Source organism: Streptomyces sp. L500 (genome assembly GCF_054551825.1).
In genome coordinates, this window is the sequence record NZ_JBTOLC010000009.1 from 31,182 (window position 1) to 48,682 (window position 17,501).

General features: G+C 73.1%; 15 protein-coding genes. 8 read left to right on the top strand and 7 right to left on the bottom strand.

Features of this window, described 5'->3' with window-relative positions; genetic code table 11:
* Positions 1-7 precede the first annotated feature (7 nt).
* Both ACX9I7_RS11640 and ACX9I7_RS11645 read right to left on the bottom strand, forming a co-directional pair.
* Complete coding sequence (locus ACX9I7_RS11640) at positions 8-1,252, bottom strand: DegT/DnrJ/EryC1/StrS family aminotransferase (protein WP_459387256.1); 1,245 nt, start codon at positions 1,250-1,252, stop codon at positions 8-10.
* A 365-nt stretch (positions 1,253-1,617) separates the two neighbouring features.
* Positions 1,618-2,499 (bottom strand): peptidoglycan-binding protein, encoded by an 882-nt coding sequence (locus tag ACX9I7_RS11645; RefSeq protein ID WP_459387257.1) that lies wholly within the window; start codon positions 2,497-2,499, stop codon positions 1,618-1,620.
* 216 nt (positions 2,500-2,715) lie between these two features.
* On the opposite strand from ACX9I7_RS11645, the gene ACX9I7_RS11650 reads away from it, so the two are divergent.
* The 3 genes from ACX9I7_RS11650 to ACX9I7_RS11660 are packed head-to-tail and all read left to right on the top strand — an operon-like array spanning position 2,716 to position 5,637.
* Positions 2,716-3,606, top strand: coding sequence for a CAP domain-containing protein (locus ACX9I7_RS11650; RefSeq protein WP_459387258.1), 891 nt, complete (start codon positions 2,716-2,718; stop codon positions 3,604-3,606).
* Positions 3,607-3,637: 31 nt separating this feature from the next.
* Positions 3,638-4,549, top strand: a complete 912-nt coding sequence (locus ACX9I7_RS11655; RefSeq protein ID WP_459387259.1) for a peptidoglycan-binding domain-containing protein — start codon at positions 3,638-3,640, stop codon at positions 4,547-4,549.
* A gap of 38 nt (positions 4,550-4,587) precedes the next feature.
* On the top strand, positions 4,588-5,637 hold the full coding sequence (locus ACX9I7_RS11660; protein WP_459387260.1) for a basic secretory protein-like protein: 1,050 nt from the start codon (positions 4,588-4,590) through the stop codon (positions 5,635-5,637).
* Between the two features lie 33 nt (positions 5,638-5,670).
* Here the strand turns inward: ACX9I7_RS11660 and ACX9I7_RS11665 are convergent, their stop codons facing one another.
* Entirely contained in the window at positions 5,671-6,156 is a 486-nt protein-coding gene (locus ACX9I7_RS11665) for a hypothetical protein (protein ID WP_387567654.1), read from the bottom strand.
* Between the two features lie 42 nt (positions 6,157-6,198).
* Here ACX9I7_RS11665 and ACX9I7_RS11670 point away from each other — a divergent pair, with 42 nt between their 5' ends.
* The 4 genes from ACX9I7_RS11670 (at position 6,199) to ACX9I7_RS11685 (ending at position 11,791) form a co-directional block, all read left to right on the top strand.
* Complete coding sequence (locus tag ACX9I7_RS11670; protein ID WP_459387261.1) at positions 6,199-6,918, top strand: response regulator transcription factor; 720 nt, start codon at positions 6,199-6,201, stop codon at positions 6,916-6,918.
* A complete protein-coding gene (locus ACX9I7_RS11675) occupies positions 6,915-8,321 on the top strand; it encodes a sensor histidine kinase (protein WP_387567658.1) in 1,407 nt (468 codons plus the stop codon). Before ACX9I7_RS11670 ends, ACX9I7_RS11675 begins: the two co-directional genes overlap by 4 nt.
* Positions 8,322-8,409: 88 nt before the next feature.
* Positions 8,410-9,402, top strand: coding sequence for a lytic polysaccharide monooxygenase auxiliary activity family 9 protein (locus ACX9I7_RS11680; RefSeq protein WP_459387262.1), 993 nt, complete (start codon positions 8,410-8,412; stop codon positions 9,400-9,402).
* A gap of 169 nt (positions 9,403-9,571) precedes the next feature.
* Positions 9,572-11,791: an NADP-dependent isocitrate dehydrogenase gene (locus ACX9I7_RS11685; protein ID WP_459387263.1), complete on the top strand. Its 2,220-nt coding sequence runs from the start codon at positions 9,572-9,574 to the stop codon at positions 11,789-11,791.
* A 124-nt stretch (positions 11,792-11,915) separates the two neighbouring features.
* Here ACX9I7_RS11685 and ACX9I7_RS11690 read toward each other — a convergent pair whose 3' ends face one another.
* Positions 11,916-12,233, bottom strand: a complete 318-nt coding sequence (locus ACX9I7_RS11690; protein WP_189448138.1) for a hypothetical protein — start codon at positions 12,231-12,233, stop codon at positions 11,916-11,918.
* Positions 12,234-12,423: 190 nt separating this feature from the next.
* Between ACX9I7_RS11690 and ACX9I7_RS11695 the strand changes: the two genes are divergently transcribed.
* Entirely contained in the window at positions 12,424-15,105 is a 2,682-nt protein-coding gene (locus ACX9I7_RS11695; RefSeq protein ID WP_387567664.1) for a SpoIIE family protein phosphatase, read from the top strand.
* Positions 15,106-15,108: 3 nt separating this feature from the next.
* Here ACX9I7_RS11695 and ACX9I7_RS11700 read toward each other — a convergent pair whose 3' ends face one another.
* The 3 genes from ACX9I7_RS11700 to ACX9I7_RS11710 form a co-directional block, all read right to left on the bottom strand.
* Positions 15,109-15,969 carry a TauD/TfdA dioxygenase family protein gene (locus tag ACX9I7_RS11700; protein ID WP_459387264.1) on the bottom strand — a complete coding sequence of 287 codons (861 nt, stop codon included), beginning with the start codon at positions 15,967-15,969 and terminating at the stop codon, positions 15,109-15,111.
* A gap of 38 nt (positions 15,970-16,007) precedes the next feature.
* Positions 16,008-17,021: an L-tyrosine/L-tryptophan isonitrile synthase family protein gene (locus tag ACX9I7_RS11705; protein WP_387567668.1), complete on the bottom strand. Its 1,014-nt coding sequence runs from the start codon at positions 17,019-17,021 to the stop codon at positions 16,008-16,010.
* Positions 17,022-17,203: 182 nt separating this feature from the next.
* The gene (locus ACX9I7_RS11710) at positions 17,204-17,344 is read right to left on the bottom strand and encodes a hypothetical protein (RefSeq protein ID WP_358624821.1); all 141 of its coding nucleotides are present in this window, start codon (positions 17,342-17,344) and stop codon (positions 17,204-17,206) included.
* Between the last annotated feature and the right edge of the window lie 157 nt (positions 17,345-17,501).

Below are 17,501 nucleotides of genomic sequence, written 5' to 3' on the forward strand. Positions count from 1 at the left end.
CGCGGCGTCAGACGACGCCGAGCCGGGTCCGGGCCGTCTCCAGCGCCGCGGCCACGAGCTCCATGCGCTCCGGCGGGGCGAGGAACATCCAGTGCGGGAGGACGACGGCGTTCTCCCCCGCGGCCTCGGCGACGGGCAGCTCGAACCGCGCCGGGTCCAGCTCCCGGGCCCGCCGGGGGGCGGCCCCGGCCCTGACCCAGCCCGAACTGAGCGGCTGGTAGAGGTCGTTGCGGTTCAGTGCCGAGTCGACGGGCTCGATGTGCGCCCCGAGCTGCTGGGAGAGCAGCGCGGCGACCTTGTGCTTGGCCCCGTGGCCGAACACCTCGGGACGCAGCCGGACACAGAACTGGTAGGCGGCCTCGGCGGTCAGCGAGGCGGGCCGGACGAGCGGGTACACGCCCTCGATGTCCTTGATCAGCTCCTCCAGTCGCCGCATGGAGGCTCTGCGCCGGTCGTTCTCCTCGTCGAGCCGGCCGAGCCCGTCCAGCGCGACGGCCGCGTTGAACTCGCTCATGCAGTAGTTGTACCCCTGCACGCCGGGCAGCTCCTCCAGCTCCAGCTCACCGGGCGGGGTGCCCGTCCGGTGCCGGCGGCCGTCGGCCCGTTTGCGGTAGAGGCGGGAGTGGATCTCCGGGTCGGAGGTCACCGCGACGCCCCCCTCGCCGGAGGTGAGGAGCTTGGTCTGCTGGAGGCTGAACGCCGCCGCGTCACCGAAGCTCCCCAGGCGACGCCCGTCCCAGGTGGCGCCGTGGACGTGGGAGCAGTCCTCCAGCAGCGCCAGGCCGTGCCGGCGGGTCAGCTCCCCCATGGCGTCGAGGTCCACGGCCGACCCGTACAGATGCACCGCCATGACCACCTTGGTCCTGGGGGTGAGCGCCGCCTCGGCCGCCGCGACGGACATGCACAGGGTGTCCGGATCGACGTCGACGAGCACGGGGGTCGCGCCGACGCGCAGGACGGAGGAGGCGCAGGCCACCCAGGTGATGCCGGGGACGAGCACCTCGTCGCCGGGGCCGACGTCCAGCGCCTCCAGGGCGACGGTCAGCGCCGCCGAGCCGTTGCAGGTGGGGACCGCGTGGGCGGCGCCGAGATACTCGGCGAAGGCCCGCGCGAAGGACTCCTCGAACGACCGCTCGCCGGTGTAGGCGCCGCTGACCGTCCAGCGGCCCGACCGCAGCGCCGCGAGCAGGCGCTCCTCGGTCTGCGGGGTGTACCTGGGCCACGCGGGCCATGAGTGGGTATGTGTCTTCAAGCTGCCGGACCTCCGTGTTCACCGGGCCACGAGCGTGGGGAGTGGGCCGAACGCCAACGGTGTCGCGCGCACGCCGGTCCGCTGAAGCGGAACGGGATTATTGAGAAGCGTACGCATGTGCGTGTGGCAGGCGTCAACGACCAGTAGGTGGTTGGCGCATTGACTCGCCTCGGCTCCGATGGCCCCGGGACGTGCGGGAAGCTTGATTGTCCTGCGTATGGTTGAGGGAGGGGACAGTTGACGCTTGTCTCAACTGGACTACGGCTATTGGACCTTGACCGGAATTGTGCACCGGCGCCGGTGATCCGGCGGGGTGCCGCGGCGGGCGGGGCGCGTCGCCTCGCGGCGATGCCCCGCCCCGCGGCTCAGCGGCCGTACTCCTCGATCAGCCGGGCCAGCTGCCGGGGGCCCGGGACGCCGTCCGCGTCGGCCCCCGTGTCACCGATCATCCGCTGGTAGCGGCGCACCGACTCGGTGTCGGCCTCCGTCCACTCCGGGCCCGGCCCCACCCGGTAGGCGCCGCAGCCGGCCCGCACCAGCATCTCTCCCAGGCGGGTGATGTGCTCGCCGCTGCTCCCCGGGCCGTAGGCCAGGCCGTCGATCACGACCTGGCGGGGGTCGGAGTCGGTCGGCTCCCGCTGTTCCTCTTCCCGGTCCTGCTGTTCCTCTTCCCGGGCCTCCTCGCGGGGCGCGGGGGCGCCGCCGCCGGCCGGGATGTCGGACTCGTCGGCCTGCTCGCCGAAGTGGACGATGCCGGGGCGCCCCTTCCAGTCGGGGTCGGCCACGACGGCTCCCTCGGGGAACTCCGGGACGCCGTACCCATAGACGTAGGAGGACTTGCGCGGCCGGGTCTTGAGGTAGACGCCGTCGCCCTCGGCCGAGCCGGAGTCGTTGGTGTTGCCCTCGATGGTGGTGATCTCGTCGTCGGTGTAGCCGACGCAGATGCCGGTGTGGTTGCCGCCGCCGGGGCCGAAGAAGACCACACTGCCGACGGCCGGGTACTCGCTCCAGCGACCGCGCTCCTGGAACCACTCCACACCCGCCGGGCACCACGCGTAGCGCGGCACTATGTCGCCGTTCCCGCTGCGGTCCGCGACCCAGCTCACGAACATGCCGCACCACGCCTCTTCGTTCATGCCGTACCAGCGGCCGAACTTGTTGTCGTTGTCCCAGTGCCCGTCGGAAAAGCCCTCCTGGTATCCGATCTCTTCCCGGGCGACGCTGATGAATTCCCTGGCTCCGGCCATGGTTTATCTCTCCTGGATTCGGTGAATGCTCGCCGACACGCCCTGACGTGGGGTGACGCGCTGTTGATCACCATGCCACACAAAAAATCGACGAATCGTGAACGTGTCGTCGAGCATTCTCCTATTTCCTGTCGATCGGCCGTTGATCCGCCCTCGGCAACATGAGTGGAGCAGAAACGCAATTCACCGCGACAAAGATCGGTTGGCACAGAGAAAATGTCTCCGCAGAACGGTCAGATATACGTCCTCCGCTCGGCGACCGGCGTGGTCGCCGACGTCGACCACAGCAGCACGGCGCCGGGCACGAGGATCCAGGGCTGGTCGGCCAATGGCTCCCGCGCCCAGAGCTGGGTCTTCTGGGCCAAGGCCGACGGCTCGTGGCTGCTGGAGACGGGCCTGACGCAGGGCACCCACGGCCCCGGCGAGGCGATGGTCCTCGACTACGACTTCTCCAACTGGCGGGCCCACCTGGTCAAGGAGCACGGGCAGGCCAACCAGCTGTGGCGGCTGGAGGACGCCGGTGACGGCTGGGTACGCCTCAAGAGCCTGCGCACGGAGGACGGCGACGCCTACCTGACCGCCGACGGCGCCGGCCGCTTCCTGGGCGTGTGGAAGTCCGACTCCGGCAGCGACGCGCAGCGGTGGCGGCTGGAGAGCGTCTCGTCCTCCGGCCAGGGCGGGCAGGCCGGCGGGCAGCCGCAGCCGCAGCCCCAGCCCCAGCCCGGCGGTGGTGGTTCCGCCGTCGAGCTGATGCTGAGCCTGGTCAACCAGGAGCGGGCGAGGGCGGGCGTGCCGCCGCTGCGGCTCGACGACCGGCTGTCCCTGGCGGCTCAGCGGCACTCGGAGGACCAGGCGCGCAACAACTTCCTCGGCCACAACGGCTCGAACGGCAGTTCGTTCTTCGACCGCTTCCGGGAGGCGGGCGTCCAGAACCTCTTCGGCGGAGCCGAGAACGCGGCGCCCGTGACGGACGTGCGCCAGGCCATGGACATGCTCATGAAGAGCGAAGGTCACCGCAACAACATCCTGGGCCGGGGATACAGCCGCTTCGGCGCCGGCTTCGCCCCCGGCAACGGCGGCCGCTGGACCCAGGCCTTCGCCAACTGACACGCCCGCGAGCACGAGGAGCACACCCCCCATGGGCATCACCTGGATCCCCGGTGCCGAACGCCTGGGCGAAGGCGACATCGGCGGCGACATGGACACCCCCGACGAGCCGGCCCGCGTCGTCTGGCACACCACCGAAAGCGGCGCGGGCGACGCGGAGTTCGACTCCACGGCCGACTACCTGATCGAGATCGGCGCCGAGCCGCACCTCCTCTACGACCCCACGACCGACCGCCTCGGCCAGTTCGGCCCGCTGGACCAGAGCGCCCGCGCCCTGCGCAACGACGGCGACGACCGCACCAACCGCACGGGCCGCGTCTGCGTCCAGGTCGAGGTGCTGGCCCGGGCGGGCGAGCCCTTCACCGGCTACTGGCAGCCGGGCCCGAACTTCGCCGCGCTGCTGGAGGCCGTCCGCTCCTGGGGCGTCCCGGACGTCTGGCCGGCGGGCGACCTCGCCTCCGACGGCTCGGAGGCCACCAGCCGCGACAGCGACACCTGGCACGACGAGGGCGGCCACTACGGGCACGCCAACGTCCCCGGCAACGACCACTGGGACCCGGGCGCCATCTCGCGGTCCGCGCTCCTCGCCGCCGGTCCGGGCGAGGGTCTTGTCGCGCGCGACGACGCCGACGATGCCGATGACGCCACCGACGTCCCCGACGTCAGCCTCGCGAACGTGATCGCCGCCGCCGGGACCGACCCCGACGCCCCGCAGGGCGCGACCACCCACCGCGACGACGTCCTCGTCGTCGAGCGCGCCCTGCGCGCGGAGGGCCTGCTGGCCGCCGAGTGGCTGGACGGCTCCTTCGGCACCAGCACACGGGACGCCTACGCCGAGTGGCAGAGCCGCTGCGGCTACGAGGGCGACGACGCCGACGGCGTCCCCGGCCGGACCACCCTCGAGAAGCTGGGCGCGGAGCACGGCTTCCGCGTCACCGACTGAATCCCCACCAACCCCCCATTATCGAAAGGCACGGAAGCATGCCCGCCACACCGCAGAACGGCCAGGAGTTCACGCTCCGGTCCGGCAACGGCCTGACCGTCGACGTCAACTCCAGCCAGATCACCACCGGCAACCGCGTCCAGGGCTGGAAGCCCAACGGCTCCAAGGCCCAGAGCTGGGTCTTCTGGGCCAAGGAGAACGGCTCGTGGCTGCTGGAGACCGCCCTGACCCGGGGCACGCACGCCCCCGGCCACGGCATGGCGCTCGACTACGACTTCAGCGCCGGGGTCACCCACCTGTTCCCCGAGCACGGCGACGCCAACCAGCGCTGGCTCTTCGAGGACGCCGGCGACGGCTCGTACCGCGTCAAGACCGCGCGCGGCGACGAGGGCGACCGCTATCTGACGGCCATCGGCGAGGGCATCGCGCTGGGGCTGCGGAGCCCGGACGGGCGGGACCCGGGGCAGCGCTGGGAACTGGTGCCCGTCGGCACCTCCCGGCCGCAGCCGCAGCCGGGCCAGGACGTGCGGATCACCCTGGACGCCGGGCAGGCCCCCGACCTGGCCGGCTGGCTGGAGGAGCGGAAGCCGGTCCTGGAGGCGTGGTTCCCCAAGACGGTCGCGCTGATCATAGGTGACGCCCACGCGGCCCCCGCCGGGTACCGGATCGTGTTCGACCGGTCCAACACCGGGGTGGCCTACGCCATGGGCGACATGGTCAGCGTCAACCCCGACTATGTCCGCCGCAACCCGGGCGACACGGGCTTCCTGATCCACGAGCAGGTCCACATCATCCAGCAGAACCGCGTCCTCCCGGGGCACTTCGTGGAGGGTGTCGCCGACTGGGTGCGCAACTACCACTTCGAGAACGGCGGACTCGCCTCCGTCGGGTCGTCCGACAAGTACACCGACGCCTACCGGACGACGGCGTACTTCCTCAACCAGGTCGCCACGCGCTACGACGGCGACATCGTGCGCAAGCTGAACGTCGCCGGGCACGACGGCTCGTACGACGGCGACGACCAGTGGTGGCGCGCCCGCACGGGGAAGACCGCCCAGCAGCTGTGGGACGAGATCCCCAAGCGCTGAGGCCGTACCGCGCCCCGCAAGGGGCGCGGGCGCCTAGTTCTCCACCGTGCGGACCAGCGGAGGGTGGCCGTTCCAGGTGACGAAGAGCGAGCTGGCGCGTGGGCCGGCCGTGAAGTCGACGCGGATCCAGCCGTCCTGCTTCCACACCCGCATCCGCCAGCCCTCGTCCGGGGCGGCGGAGACCAGCGCCGCCGAGGTCTCCCCGAGGGCGAACACCGCCCGGCCGCCCCGCACCGGAAAACTCCGCACCGCGCCGCCGGCGGGGGAGGCCGCGACGGGCGGAGGAGCGGGCGGGGACGGGGACGGCGGGGACGGCGAGGGCCGAACGGCCGAGGCGGCCGGCGGCAGCGGCGGGAGCGGCGGGGGTGACGGGGGCGGGGTGGGGTCCGGGGCCGGGAGGGCGCGGGGCGGCTCGTGGGCCGTGTCCGTCAGCACCGTGCGGACCCCGTACCAGGACAGCGCCATGGCGACCGCCGTCGCCAGCGCCCACGCCAGGAAGTGCAGGATGCCTCGCCTCATCCGGCTCATGCTGCCTCACCCGTATGGCGTACGGTGCGGCCCATGGCAAGACTGCTCGTCGTCGAGGACGATCCGTTCGTGCGCTCCGCGCTCATCCGCCAGTTGACCGAGGCCGCGCACACCGTGCGCAGCGTGGGCACGGCCCTGGAGGCGTTGCGGGAGGTGGCGCAGGTCGGCTTCGACGCCGTCGTCCTCGACCTCGGGCTGCCGGACCTCGACGGGGCGCAGGCGCTGAAGATGCTGCGCGGCATCACCGACGTGCCGGTCATCGTGGCCACCGCGCGGGACGACGAGGCCGAGATCGTCCGCCTGCTCACCGACGGCGCCGACGACTATCTCGTCAAGCCCTTCTCCGGCGCCCACCTGACGGCCCGGATCGCCGCCGTGCTGCGCCGGGCGGGCGGGGGCGGTGGCGGCGGGGCGGGCGAGCCCGAGCCGCCGAGGGTGCTGCGGGTGGGCGGGCTGACGGTCGACCCGTTACGGCGCCACGCCGAACTCGACGGCGTCGTACTCGACCTGACCCGGCGGGAGTTCGACCTGCTGGCCTACCTCGCCGGCCGGCCGGGCGTCGTCGTACCCCGCAGGGAACTCCTCGCCGAGGTGTGGCAGCAGTCCTACGGCGACGACCAGACCATCGACGTGCACCTGTCCTGGCTGCGGCGCAAACTGGGCGAGACCGCCGCCCGGCCGCGCTACCTGCGCACCGTCCGGGGCGTCGGGGTGAAGCTGGAGGCGCCGCCGGCGGCCGTGGAGCACGCGTGAGATGGGCGCTGATCCGGGTCTCGCTCGCCGTCACCGTGATGGTGGTGCTCGCCTTCGCCGTGCCGCTCGGGCTGGTGGTCAGGGAGCTCGCGCGCGACCGGGCGTTCGCCGACGCCGAGCGCCGCGCCGCCCAGATCCGGCCCGCGCTCGCCATCACCACCGACCGAGGCCAGCTCGAACGGGCGGTCGCCAGCTCGCAGGCCGGGGGAGAGGGCCGGCTGGCCGTCCACGTGCCGGGCGGCACCGCCGGCGCGGGGGCCCGTGAGGCGTACCGCATAGGCCGCGGCCGCGCAGCCGCGCGCGATGTGGAGACGGCCCGGAGCGGCCGGTCCGCCGTCGCGCCGGTGCCCGGCGGCTACGTCCTGCTCCAGCCGACGGCCCTCGCGGCGGGCGAGTTCGCGGTGGTGGAGGTGTACGTGCCGCACGAGGCGGTGGGCGCCGGTGTCACCGGCTCCTGGCTGATCCTCGCCGGGGTGGGCCTCGGCCTGGTCGTCGGCTCGGTCGCCGTCGCCGACCGCCTCGGGACGCGCCTGGTGCGCCCGGCCGAGCGGCTCGCCGAGGCGGCCGGCGCGCTCGGGGAGGGGCGGCTGGAGGTGCGCGTCCGCGAGGACGGCCCCGCCGAACTGCGGGCCGCCGCCGCGTCGTTCAACTCCATGGCCGACAAGATCGAACGGCTCCTGGAGGACGAACGGGAGTTGGCCGCCGACCTCTCCCACCGGCTGCGCACCCCGCTCACCGTCCTCCGTCTCAACGCCGCCTCGCTCGGCGACGGCCCGGCCGCCGAACAGACCCGCTCCGCCGTCGCCCAGCTGGAACGCGAGGTCGACCAGCTGATCCGCACGGCCCGGGCGCGGGGCGAGCGGCAGGCGCGGCCCGCGCCCGGCTGCGACGCCTGCGAGGTGATCCGTGACCGGATGGCCTTCTGGTCCGCGCTCGCCGAGGACGAGGGTCGCACGGTACGGCTCGCCGGCGCCGGCGCGACGGCCCGGGTCCCGGTGCCCCGCCCCGAACTCGTCGCCGCGCTCGACGCGTTGCTCGGCAACGTCTTCCGCCACACCCCCGAGGGCACCGCCTTCGCGGTCGACGTCCACCACGGCGAGGACGCCGTGATCGTGCTCGTCTCGGACGCCGGCCCGGGCATCGCCGACCCCGGCGCCGCCCTCCGCCGGGGCCACGGCGCGGGCGGCCCCGGCTCCACCGGCCTCGGCCTGGACATCGTCCGCCGCGTCGCCGAGTCGACCGGCGGGGACATCCGCGTCGGCCGCTCGGTACTCGGCGGCACGGAGGTCCGCATGTGGCTCGCCCTGAACGACGGCCACCCGCGCCGCTCGGCCCGCCGCCGGCGGCGGGGCCGGGGCGCGCGGCCTGAGCGCCGTCTCAGGGGCGCCTTAAGAGGGCCATAAGGATCGGCCGTCACCGCCTCTGGCGGGCGTTTGCGCAGGCCGGCGCGGCTAGCGTGCGGGGCGTTCCGCTTCACGAAGGAGACCCCCCATGCATGTTCGTCGTACGACCGCGCGCCGTGCCGCACGGGTCGGTGTGCTCGCCGCCGGGCCGCTCGCGCTCTCGCTCCTGGCCGGCGGCCCGGCCGACGCCCACGGTTCGATGTCGGACCCGGTGAGCCGGGTGGCGGCCTGTTTCGCGGAAGGGCCCGAGCATCCGCGCTCGGCCGCGTGCAAGGCGCTGGTGGCGGCCGGCGGTACCCAGCCGCTGTACGACTGGAACGAGGTCAACATCGGCACCGCCGCCGGCCGGCACCGGCAGATCATTCCCGACGGCAAACTGTGTAGCGCCGGACGCGCCAAGTACCGGGGGCTGGACCTGCCGCGCGCGGACTGGCCCGGGACGCGGCTCGCGCCCGGCGCGCACACGTTCCGCTACCGGGCGACCGCGCCCCACCGCGGCACGTTCGAGCTGTACATCACGAAGGACGGGTACGACCCGAAGAAGCCGCTGAAGTGGTCGGACCTGGAGGCGAAGCCGTTCGCCAAGGTCACCGACCCGACGCTGCGGAACGGGAGCTACGTCTTCGGCGGGACGCTGCCGAAGCGGTCGGGCCGCCATCTGATCTACAGCGTCTGGCAGCGCTCGGACAGCCCCGAGGCGTTCTACACGTGCTCCGACGTGGACTTCGGCCGGTCCGCGAACGCGAAGACGCCCCTCGCCGCCGCCCCCGGCGAGCAGCAGATCGCCGCCGACGCCCACAAGTCGACCGTCTCCCATGCCGGGCACGGTGGTGACGGTGGGCACGCGGCCGCCGCCCCCGCCCCGCACACCGCCGCGGGGGACGGGAACCCCGGCGCCGCCGCAGCGCCCGCCGCCGTGAAGGCCGCGAACGCTCCCGCCGCCCAGGGCGGGCAGCTCGCCGAGACCGGCGGCGACGACCGCACCGCCCTGATGGCCCTGGCGGGCGCCGGCACCCTGGCGGCCGGCGGCACCGCGATCGTCCTGGCCGCGCGCCGCCGGCAGGCCCGCGACCGGGCCTGACCTCCCGGGCGGCGGGCCGGCGGCGTACCGCCGGGGTGGGCATCGGTGCCGCCCCGGCGGTACGCCGCGTCCCGTCCCGGTGCTCCGGGGACGGGGTCCTGTCGAAGAGACGCCCGGTACGAGATATCTTGATGTCAAGCAATGTTATAGACGTGGAGCGGAGCACCCGGTGACTGACTCGACCATCATCTATACCCACACCGACGAGGCCCCGGCCCTGGCGACGCATTCCTTCCTGCCCGTGGTCAAGGCCTACGCCGCGCAGGCCGGGGTCACTGTGGAGACCCGTGACATCTCCCTGGCGGGCCGGATCATCGCCGGGTTCCCCGAGTACCTCGAGGAGGGCCAGCGCGTCGCCGACGCCCTCGCCGAGCTCGGCGAGCTCGCCAAGACGCCCGGCGCCAACATCATCAAGCTGCCGAACATCTCGGCCTCGATCCCGCAGCTGAAGGCCGCGATCGCCGAGCTCCAGGAGCAGGGCTACGCGCTGCCGGACTACCCGGACGACCCGAAGACCGACGAGGAGCGCGACATCCGCGCCCGCTACGACAAGGTCAAGGGCAGCGCCGTCAACCCGGTCCTGCGCGAGGGCAACTCCGACCGGCGCGCCCCCGCCTCGGTGAAGAACTACGCCAAGACCCACCCCCACCGCATGGGCGCCTGGTCCGCCGAGTCGAAGACGAACGTCGCCACCATGGACGCCGACGACTTCCGCTCCACCGAGAAGTCCGCGATCATCGCCGAGGACGGTGCCCTGCGCATCGAGCTCGCGGGTGACGACGGCTCCACCACCGTCCTGCGCGAGTCCGTGCCGGTGCTCGCCGGCGAGGTCGTCGACGCGTCCGTCATGCGCGTCGCCGCGCTGCGCGAGTTCCTCACCGCCCAGGTGGCCCGCGCCAAGGCCGAGGGCGTGCTGTTCTCGGTGCACCTCAAGGCCACGATGATGAAGGTCTCCGACCCGATCGTCTTCGGCCACGTGGTCCGCGCCTTCTTCCCGAAGACCTTCGCCGCGCACGGCGGCGCCCTGGCCGCGGCCGGCCTCACCCCGAACGACGGCCTCGGCGGCATCTTCAAGGGCCTGGAGGCGCTGCCCGAGGGCGACGCGATCAAGGCGTCCTTCGAGGCCGAGCTCGCCGAGGGCCCGGCCCTGGCGATGGTCGACTCCGACCGCGGCATCACCAACCTCCACGTCCCCAGCGACGTCATCGTCGACGCCTCCATGCCGGCCATGATCCGCACCTCCGGCCACATGTGGGGCCCGGACGGCCAGGAGGCCGACACCCTCGCCGTGCTGCCCGACAGCAGCTACGCGGGCGTCTACCAGGCCGTCATCGAGGACTGCCGCGCCCACGGCGCCTTCGACCCGGCCACGATGGGCAGCGTGCCCAACGTCGGCCTGATGGCCCAGAAGGCCGAGGAGTACGGCAGCCACGACAAGACCTTCGAGATCCCGGTCACCGGCACCGTCCGCCTGGTCGACCAGGCCGGGAACGTCGTCCTGGAGCAGACCGTCTCCGCCGGCGACATCTTCCGCGCCTGCCAGACCAAGGACGCCCCGATCAAGGACTGGGTGAAGCTCGCCGTCACCCGCGCCCGCGCCACCGGCGACCCGGCCGTCTTCTGGCTCGACGCGACCCGCGCCCACGACGCCAACCTGATCGCCAAGGTCGAGCAGTACCTGGCCGAGCACGACACCGAGGGCCTGGACATCCGCGTCCTGTCCCCGGTCGAGGCGACCAAGCTGTCCGTCGAGCGCATCCGCCGCGGCGAGAACACCATCTCCGTCACCGGCAACGTGCTCCGCGACTACCTCACGGACCTGTTCCCGATCCTGGAGCTGGGCACCAGCGCCAAGATGCTGTCGGTCGTCCCGCTGATGGCGGGCGGCGGCCTCTTCGAGACGGGCGCCGGCGGCTCCGCCCCCAAGCACGTCCAGCAGCTGGTCAAGGAGAACTACCTGCGCTGGGACTCGCTCGGCGAGTTCTTCGCGCTGGTCCCCTCCCTGGAGCACTTCGCGAAGACCACGGGCAACCGGCGCGCCCAGGTCCTCGCCGACGCCCTCGACCGCGCCACGGCGACCTTCCTCAACGAGGACAAGTCCCCGACCCGTCGCGTCGGCGGCATCGACAACCGCGGCAGCCACTTCTTCCTGTCCCTGTACTGGGCCCAGGAGCTGGCCGCGCAGACCGACGACGCGGACCTGGCCAAGGCCTTCGCCCCGCTCGCCGAGACGCTCGCCGCGAACGAGCAGAAGATCGTCGACGAGCTGAACTCCGTCCAGGGGCAGCCGGCCGACATCGGCGGCTACTACCAGCCCGACGTGACCAAGGCCGCGGCCGTCATGCGCCCGTCCGCGACCTTCAACGAGGCCATCGCGACCCTGGCCTGACGCGCCCGGCCCGGACGGCTCACCGCCGTCCGGCCGTACGCACGCCACACCGCCCCGACCGGCACCTGCCGGTCGGGGCGGTTTTTCACGCCGTTTCCACGTCGGCTGCTACATCGGCGTCGGCTCAGCGCGGGTTGAAGATCACGCTCTGGAAGCCGACGCCCTGCGGCGCCTGCTGCCCCGGGGCGATCCGGGTCGCGTCCCCCTTGCACTTCTTCTTGGAGTAGACGACGAGCGGCGACTTCGTCTCGTTCCGGGCGGCGCGGGCCTCCTGGCCCATGTCGTAGCACTTGTTGTCCGGCGGGTTCTGGATGGAGTAGGCCTTCCCCTTCGGGCCCACCCAGAGGAACTGGCCGTTCGCGGCGAACGCCGTGCTGCCGGGCAGCGCGACGGCGAGGAGGAGGCCGGCGAGGGCGGCCACTGCGGTGCGGATGAGGCGCATCACGGATCCTTGGTCTCGATTGCGGGACAGGAGGGCGATTGGGCCCAATACGGTCAACGACGCTCGGCGCTTCCCGACACGCGCCGGGGCGCGCCTGACCGCCTCCGGACCGGCCGGTACGTGGCCGGTGGGCGCCCGGCGTGGCCGCGTACCGTTCGCGCGGCGGGGGGCGGCAGGGTAGACATGGGGTATGGCCCGAAGCCAGGGCCGCTCCTGGAGGCCCTCGGGCCGCTGGTTCGCCGTGGCGAGCACCCGCAGCGTCGCCGGACAGATGTTCGTGCTGCAGGTGCTGATCGTCGTGCTGCTCGTCGTGGCCGCGGCGGTCACCCTGCTGCTCCAGGCGCGGAGTGACAGATTCCAGGCGGCGCGCGACCGCTCGCTCGCCGCCGCCGAGGCATTCGCCCACGGCCCCGGCATGGTGTCCACGCTGCGTGGCCCCGACCCGGCCGCCGTGCTCCAGCCGCTGGCCGAGGACGCCCGCCGCGAGGGCGGCGTCGACTTCATCGTGGTCATGAACCGGCAGGGCATCCGCTATTCCCACCCCGACCCCCGGCTCATCGGGAAGAAGTTCGTCGGCACCATCGGGCCCTCCCTCCAGGGCCACGTCACCGTCGAGGAGGTCAACGGCCCCCTCGGAGAGGAGCTCCAGGTCGTCGTCCCGGTGACCGACCGGGGCCGGGTCGTCGGCATGGTGGCGTCCGGGATGAAGGTCAGCCGTGTGAGCAGTGCCGCCGACCGGCTGCTGCCCGTGGTGCTGGTCGCCGGTGCCATCGCGCTGCTGCTGGCCACGGGCGGTACCTGGCTGGTGAGCAGACGGCTGCGACGCCAGACCCATGGCCTGGGCCCGGCCGAGATGACCCGGATGTACGAGCACCACGACGCCGTGCTCCACGCCGTGCGCGAGGGCGTGGTCATCGTCGGCGGGGACGGCCGGGTCATGCTCGCCAATGACGAGGCCCGCCGTCTCCTCGGCCTGCCCGAGGACGTCGAGGGCCGGGCCGTAGACGGCCTCGGCCTCGACCCCCGGATGGCGGAACTGCTGGTCTCCCGCCGGGTCGCCACCGACGAGGTGATCCCCGTCGGGGAGCGGCTGCTGGCCGTCAACAACCGGCCCACCGACCGCGGGGGCGGCCCGCCCGGCAGCGTCGCCACGCTGCGTGACTCCACGGAGCTGCGCGCGCTCGCCGGCAAGGCCGAGGTCGCCCGTGAGCGGCTGCGGCTGCTCTACGACGCGAGCGTGGCCATCGGCACGACCCTGGACGTGCGGACCACCGCCGACGAGCTCACCCAGGTGGCCTCCCCGCGCTTCTCCGACTACGCCACCATCGATCTCGCCGAGCCCGTCCTCCACGGCGAGGAGCCCCGCCCCTCGACGGCCGGCGCCCCGGAGCTGCGCCGGGTCGCGCTCAGCGGCGTCCGGGACGACCACCCCCTGTACGGGGCGGGCGAGGTCCACCGGTTCGCGGCGCCCACCCCGCAGGCCCAGGGCTTCATGAGCGGGCGCCCCGTGCTCGTGGCGGACCTCTCGGAATCCGTGGGCTGGCGCACCCAGGACCCCGCGCGGACCCAGCAGATCCTGGACTACGGCTTCCACTCGCTGATCACCGTGCCGCTGAAGGCGCGCGGCGTGCTGATGGGCATCGTGAACTTCTGGCGCGCCGAGGGCAGCGAGCCCTTCGAGGAGGAGGACCTGTCCCTGGCCGAGGAGCTGGCCGCCCGTGCGGCCGTGTGCATCGACAACGCCCGCCGCTTCACCCGCGAGCACGCGATGGCCGTCACCCTCCAGCACAGCCTGCTGCCGCGCGGCGTCCCCGAGCAGGGCGCCCTCGACATCGCCTACCGCTATCTGCCCGCCCAGGCCGGCGTGGGCGGCGACTGGTTCGACGTCATCCCGCTGCCCGGCGCCAGGGTGGCCCTCGTCGTGGGCGACGTGGTCGGCCACGGACTCCACGCAGCCGCCACCATGGGGCGGCTGCGCACGGCCGTGCAGAACTTCTCCTCCCTCGACCTGCCCCCGGACGAGCTCCTCGGGCACCTCGACGAGCTGGTCGCCCGCATCGACCAGGAGGCGGCCGAGGCGGCGGAGGCCGGCGGGGAGGCCGCGATCGCGGGTGCCACCTGCCTGTACGCCATCTACGACCCCACCTCCGGCACCTGCTCCCTGGCCCGCGCGGGCCACCCCCTGCCGGCCGTGGTCGGCCCCGAGGGCGACGTCACCTTCCCCGAGCTCCCCGCCGGGCCGCCGCTCGGGGTCGGAGGCATGCCCTTCGAGGCCATGGAGCTGACCCTGCCCGAGGGCAGCAGCCTGGTGCTCTACACCGACGGCCTCGTCGAGGACCGCCGCCGCGACTTCGACGCCGGCCTGACCATCCTCGCCCACACCCTGGCCCGGCCCGGCCGCACGCCCCAGCAGACCTGCGAGGCCGTCCTGGAGGCGCTGCTGCCCGCCGAGCAGACCGACGACATCGCCCTCCTCGCCGCGCGCACCCGGATCCTGGAGCCCGGGCAGTCGGCCGAGTGGGAGCTGCCCGCCGACCCGGCCGTCGTGGGCCGCGCCCGCTCCGACGTCACCCGGCAGCTGGAGGAGTGGGGGCTGGAGGAGGCGCTGTTCACCACGGAGCTGATCCTCAGCGAGCTGATCACCAACGCCATCCGGCACGCCTCCGGCCCCATCCGGGTACGGCTGCTGCGCGAGCGGGCCCTGATCTGCGAGGTGTCCGACACCAGCAGCACGGCCCCGCACCTGCGGTACGCGGCGGCGGAGGACGAGGGCGGCCGCGGCCTGTTCCTCGTCGCCCAGCTCGCCGAGCGCTGGGGCACCCGCTACACCCCCGAGGGCAAGGTCATCTGGGCCGAACTGCCGCTGACCTGAGCACTACCCGTACACCAGCGCCGTGTTCTCCAGCGGCGGGGTGCCGAGCACGTGGACGCGCCGCAGATGGCGCGGCGAGCGGCTGGTGAAGGCCTCCCGGCCGTGCAGCAGCGTGTAGTTGTCGGCGACGACCACGTCCCCGTCCCGCCAGGCGTGCGCGTACAGGTGGCGCGGGTCGTGGAGGGCCGCCTGCAGCGTGCGGTGGAACTCGGGCAGGAGCTCCCCGGGCACGCCGGTGAACTCCAGGTCCGGGTGGTTGAGGAAGACCTCGCCCGCCGGGACCGGCTCGTTGTAGCGGATCACCGCACGGCCGCCGGGGCGCGTGGTGACGACCGGCGAGACGCACTCGCCCGCGTACTCCGCGGCCGCCCGGCGGTAGCGGCCGGTGACCCGCTCCCACAGCTCCCGGTGCTCCGGGGCGGCGTCGCGGAGCACGGCCTCGGTCTGCGAGAACGTGGTCCGGCCGCCGTCGCCCTCGCCGGGTGCGGAGACGCACTGGAAGATCTGGAACTCGGCGATCTGCTCGCGGTACATGCCGTCCCAGTGGAGCGGTACGTAGCGGTGGTCGAAGATGTGGTCGTCGGGCTCGTCGTGCTCGACGAGTTCCAGCACGGGCCCGTAGGGCCACATGCCGATCTCGCCCCAGCGGGCGCTCCACCCGGTGAGCGCCCCGGCGTCCTCGAAGGCGTCGAACCCGCGCAGCACCACCAGGTGGTGACGGAGGGTCAGCTCACGCAGCCCGGCTATCGACAGGTCGGTGACATCGGCGCCGGGCGAGGCGGCGTCGACGCGGACCCCGAACGGCTCCAGCGCGGTGACGGGGTGACCGGAGAGGCGGTCGGTGGCGTGGGGAGTGCTGGTCATGACGGGCCCTTCGGTGGATACGGGGGTGGGGTGCCCGGTCAGGCGGCGGAGGCCGCTGGGGCGGGCGCGGCGGCGGTGACGGGCCTGGCGGCGGTGACGGGCGCGGGCTGCGCGTAGTGGCTCGGGCGGCCGTCCACCAGGACCGGCTCGGCGCCCCGCTCCTCGGCCTCGCTCCGCTTGACCAGGACGTACCGGCCGCCGCCGGTGTCCAGCGCCACGCTGTGCCAGGGCGTCAGCCAGTTGTCCGGGGTGTCCACGAGGTGGATGCCGAGCTTCTCCGCGCCGCAGGGCTGCGGGTGGATGGACAGCCGCACGGCTCCGGGGAACCGCTCGGCGAGCAGGTCGCCCCATGCCTTGCTGCGCTGCATCACGGTGTACGCGCGGTTGCGGGCGTCGCGCTGGAGGGCGGCCCTGCTGCCGGTGCGGCCGGGGGTGTCGGCGTCCTCGAACAGGAAGCGCGTCATGGCCCGGTAGAGCGCGACCTCCTCGCCCGCCCGCACCCGCTCCCGGAGCGAGTCGAGGGGCTCGGCGTACCGCTCGGCGAGGAGCTCTCGCATCCGGTCGTGGCCGAGCCCGGCGAACTCGGGGACGTCCTCCAGGTTGAACAGGCCGATGCCGCTCGGCTCCGGAAGCGCGTCGATGAGTCGCTGCATCTCCCGCTGGTAGCCGGTGATGTGGGCGTCCGGGATGCCGACCGCGTCACTGAAGACCCGGCCGTCGGAGCAGATGAGGATCTCGGCCCCCGGCGCGTACACCGCGCGGATCCGCGCGGTCAGCCCGGCGAGGAAGCCCAGCGCCAGCCGCTCCGCCATGTCGGGCAGCGTCCCGAGCACCTTGGCGGTGTTGGGGGACTTGCCGGGAAAGGCCGGCAGCACGAACCGCACCGGCTCGCCGGCCTCGACGTACCGGGTGACGCGGGCGAGATGGGCGTCCCGGCAGTCGGGACAGGGGGTCCGCGCGCAGCCGCCCGTCCGCTGCCCCTTGCGCTGATGACGCAGGACCAGCTCCATGACTCGGCGCGCGATGAGCGCGTCGTCGCCCCTGTCGGCCATCGGTGTCCTCCCAGGATGTACGGATCCACGGATCCGTGTTCGGTGCGGGTGCGAGGTCACCCATCCTGGCAAGAGCTAGAACTTTCAAGTAATCACATTCGGGCATAGGGCAGGGGTTATGAAAGGAGATGCGTCAGCGGTCCAGCGGTGCGAGGGTGGAAAGGCAAGGGAAAGGCGTGATGTCAATGCCTGCCGATTCTGAGATCTTCGCCGAGCTGGACGAGGCCGAGGCGCGTCTTCGAGAGGTGCACGAGAAGGCCCGCCTGCAACTGCCGGGGGACGATGGTGGCGGCGACGGGAGCACTCGCTGCTTCAAGTGCCACTGCCCCTTCTTCGAGCAGCCTGCCTCCGGGCACTCGATCTTGTGCTCTCGTTCCACGTGCCGTCATAGTTTCTTCTCCCATGACGTTTTCTAGGTGAGCTGTGCGGGCCTCGCGGCCCGGGCGGGAGACCTGGAAGGGGGCACGTTCCCGCGCCATA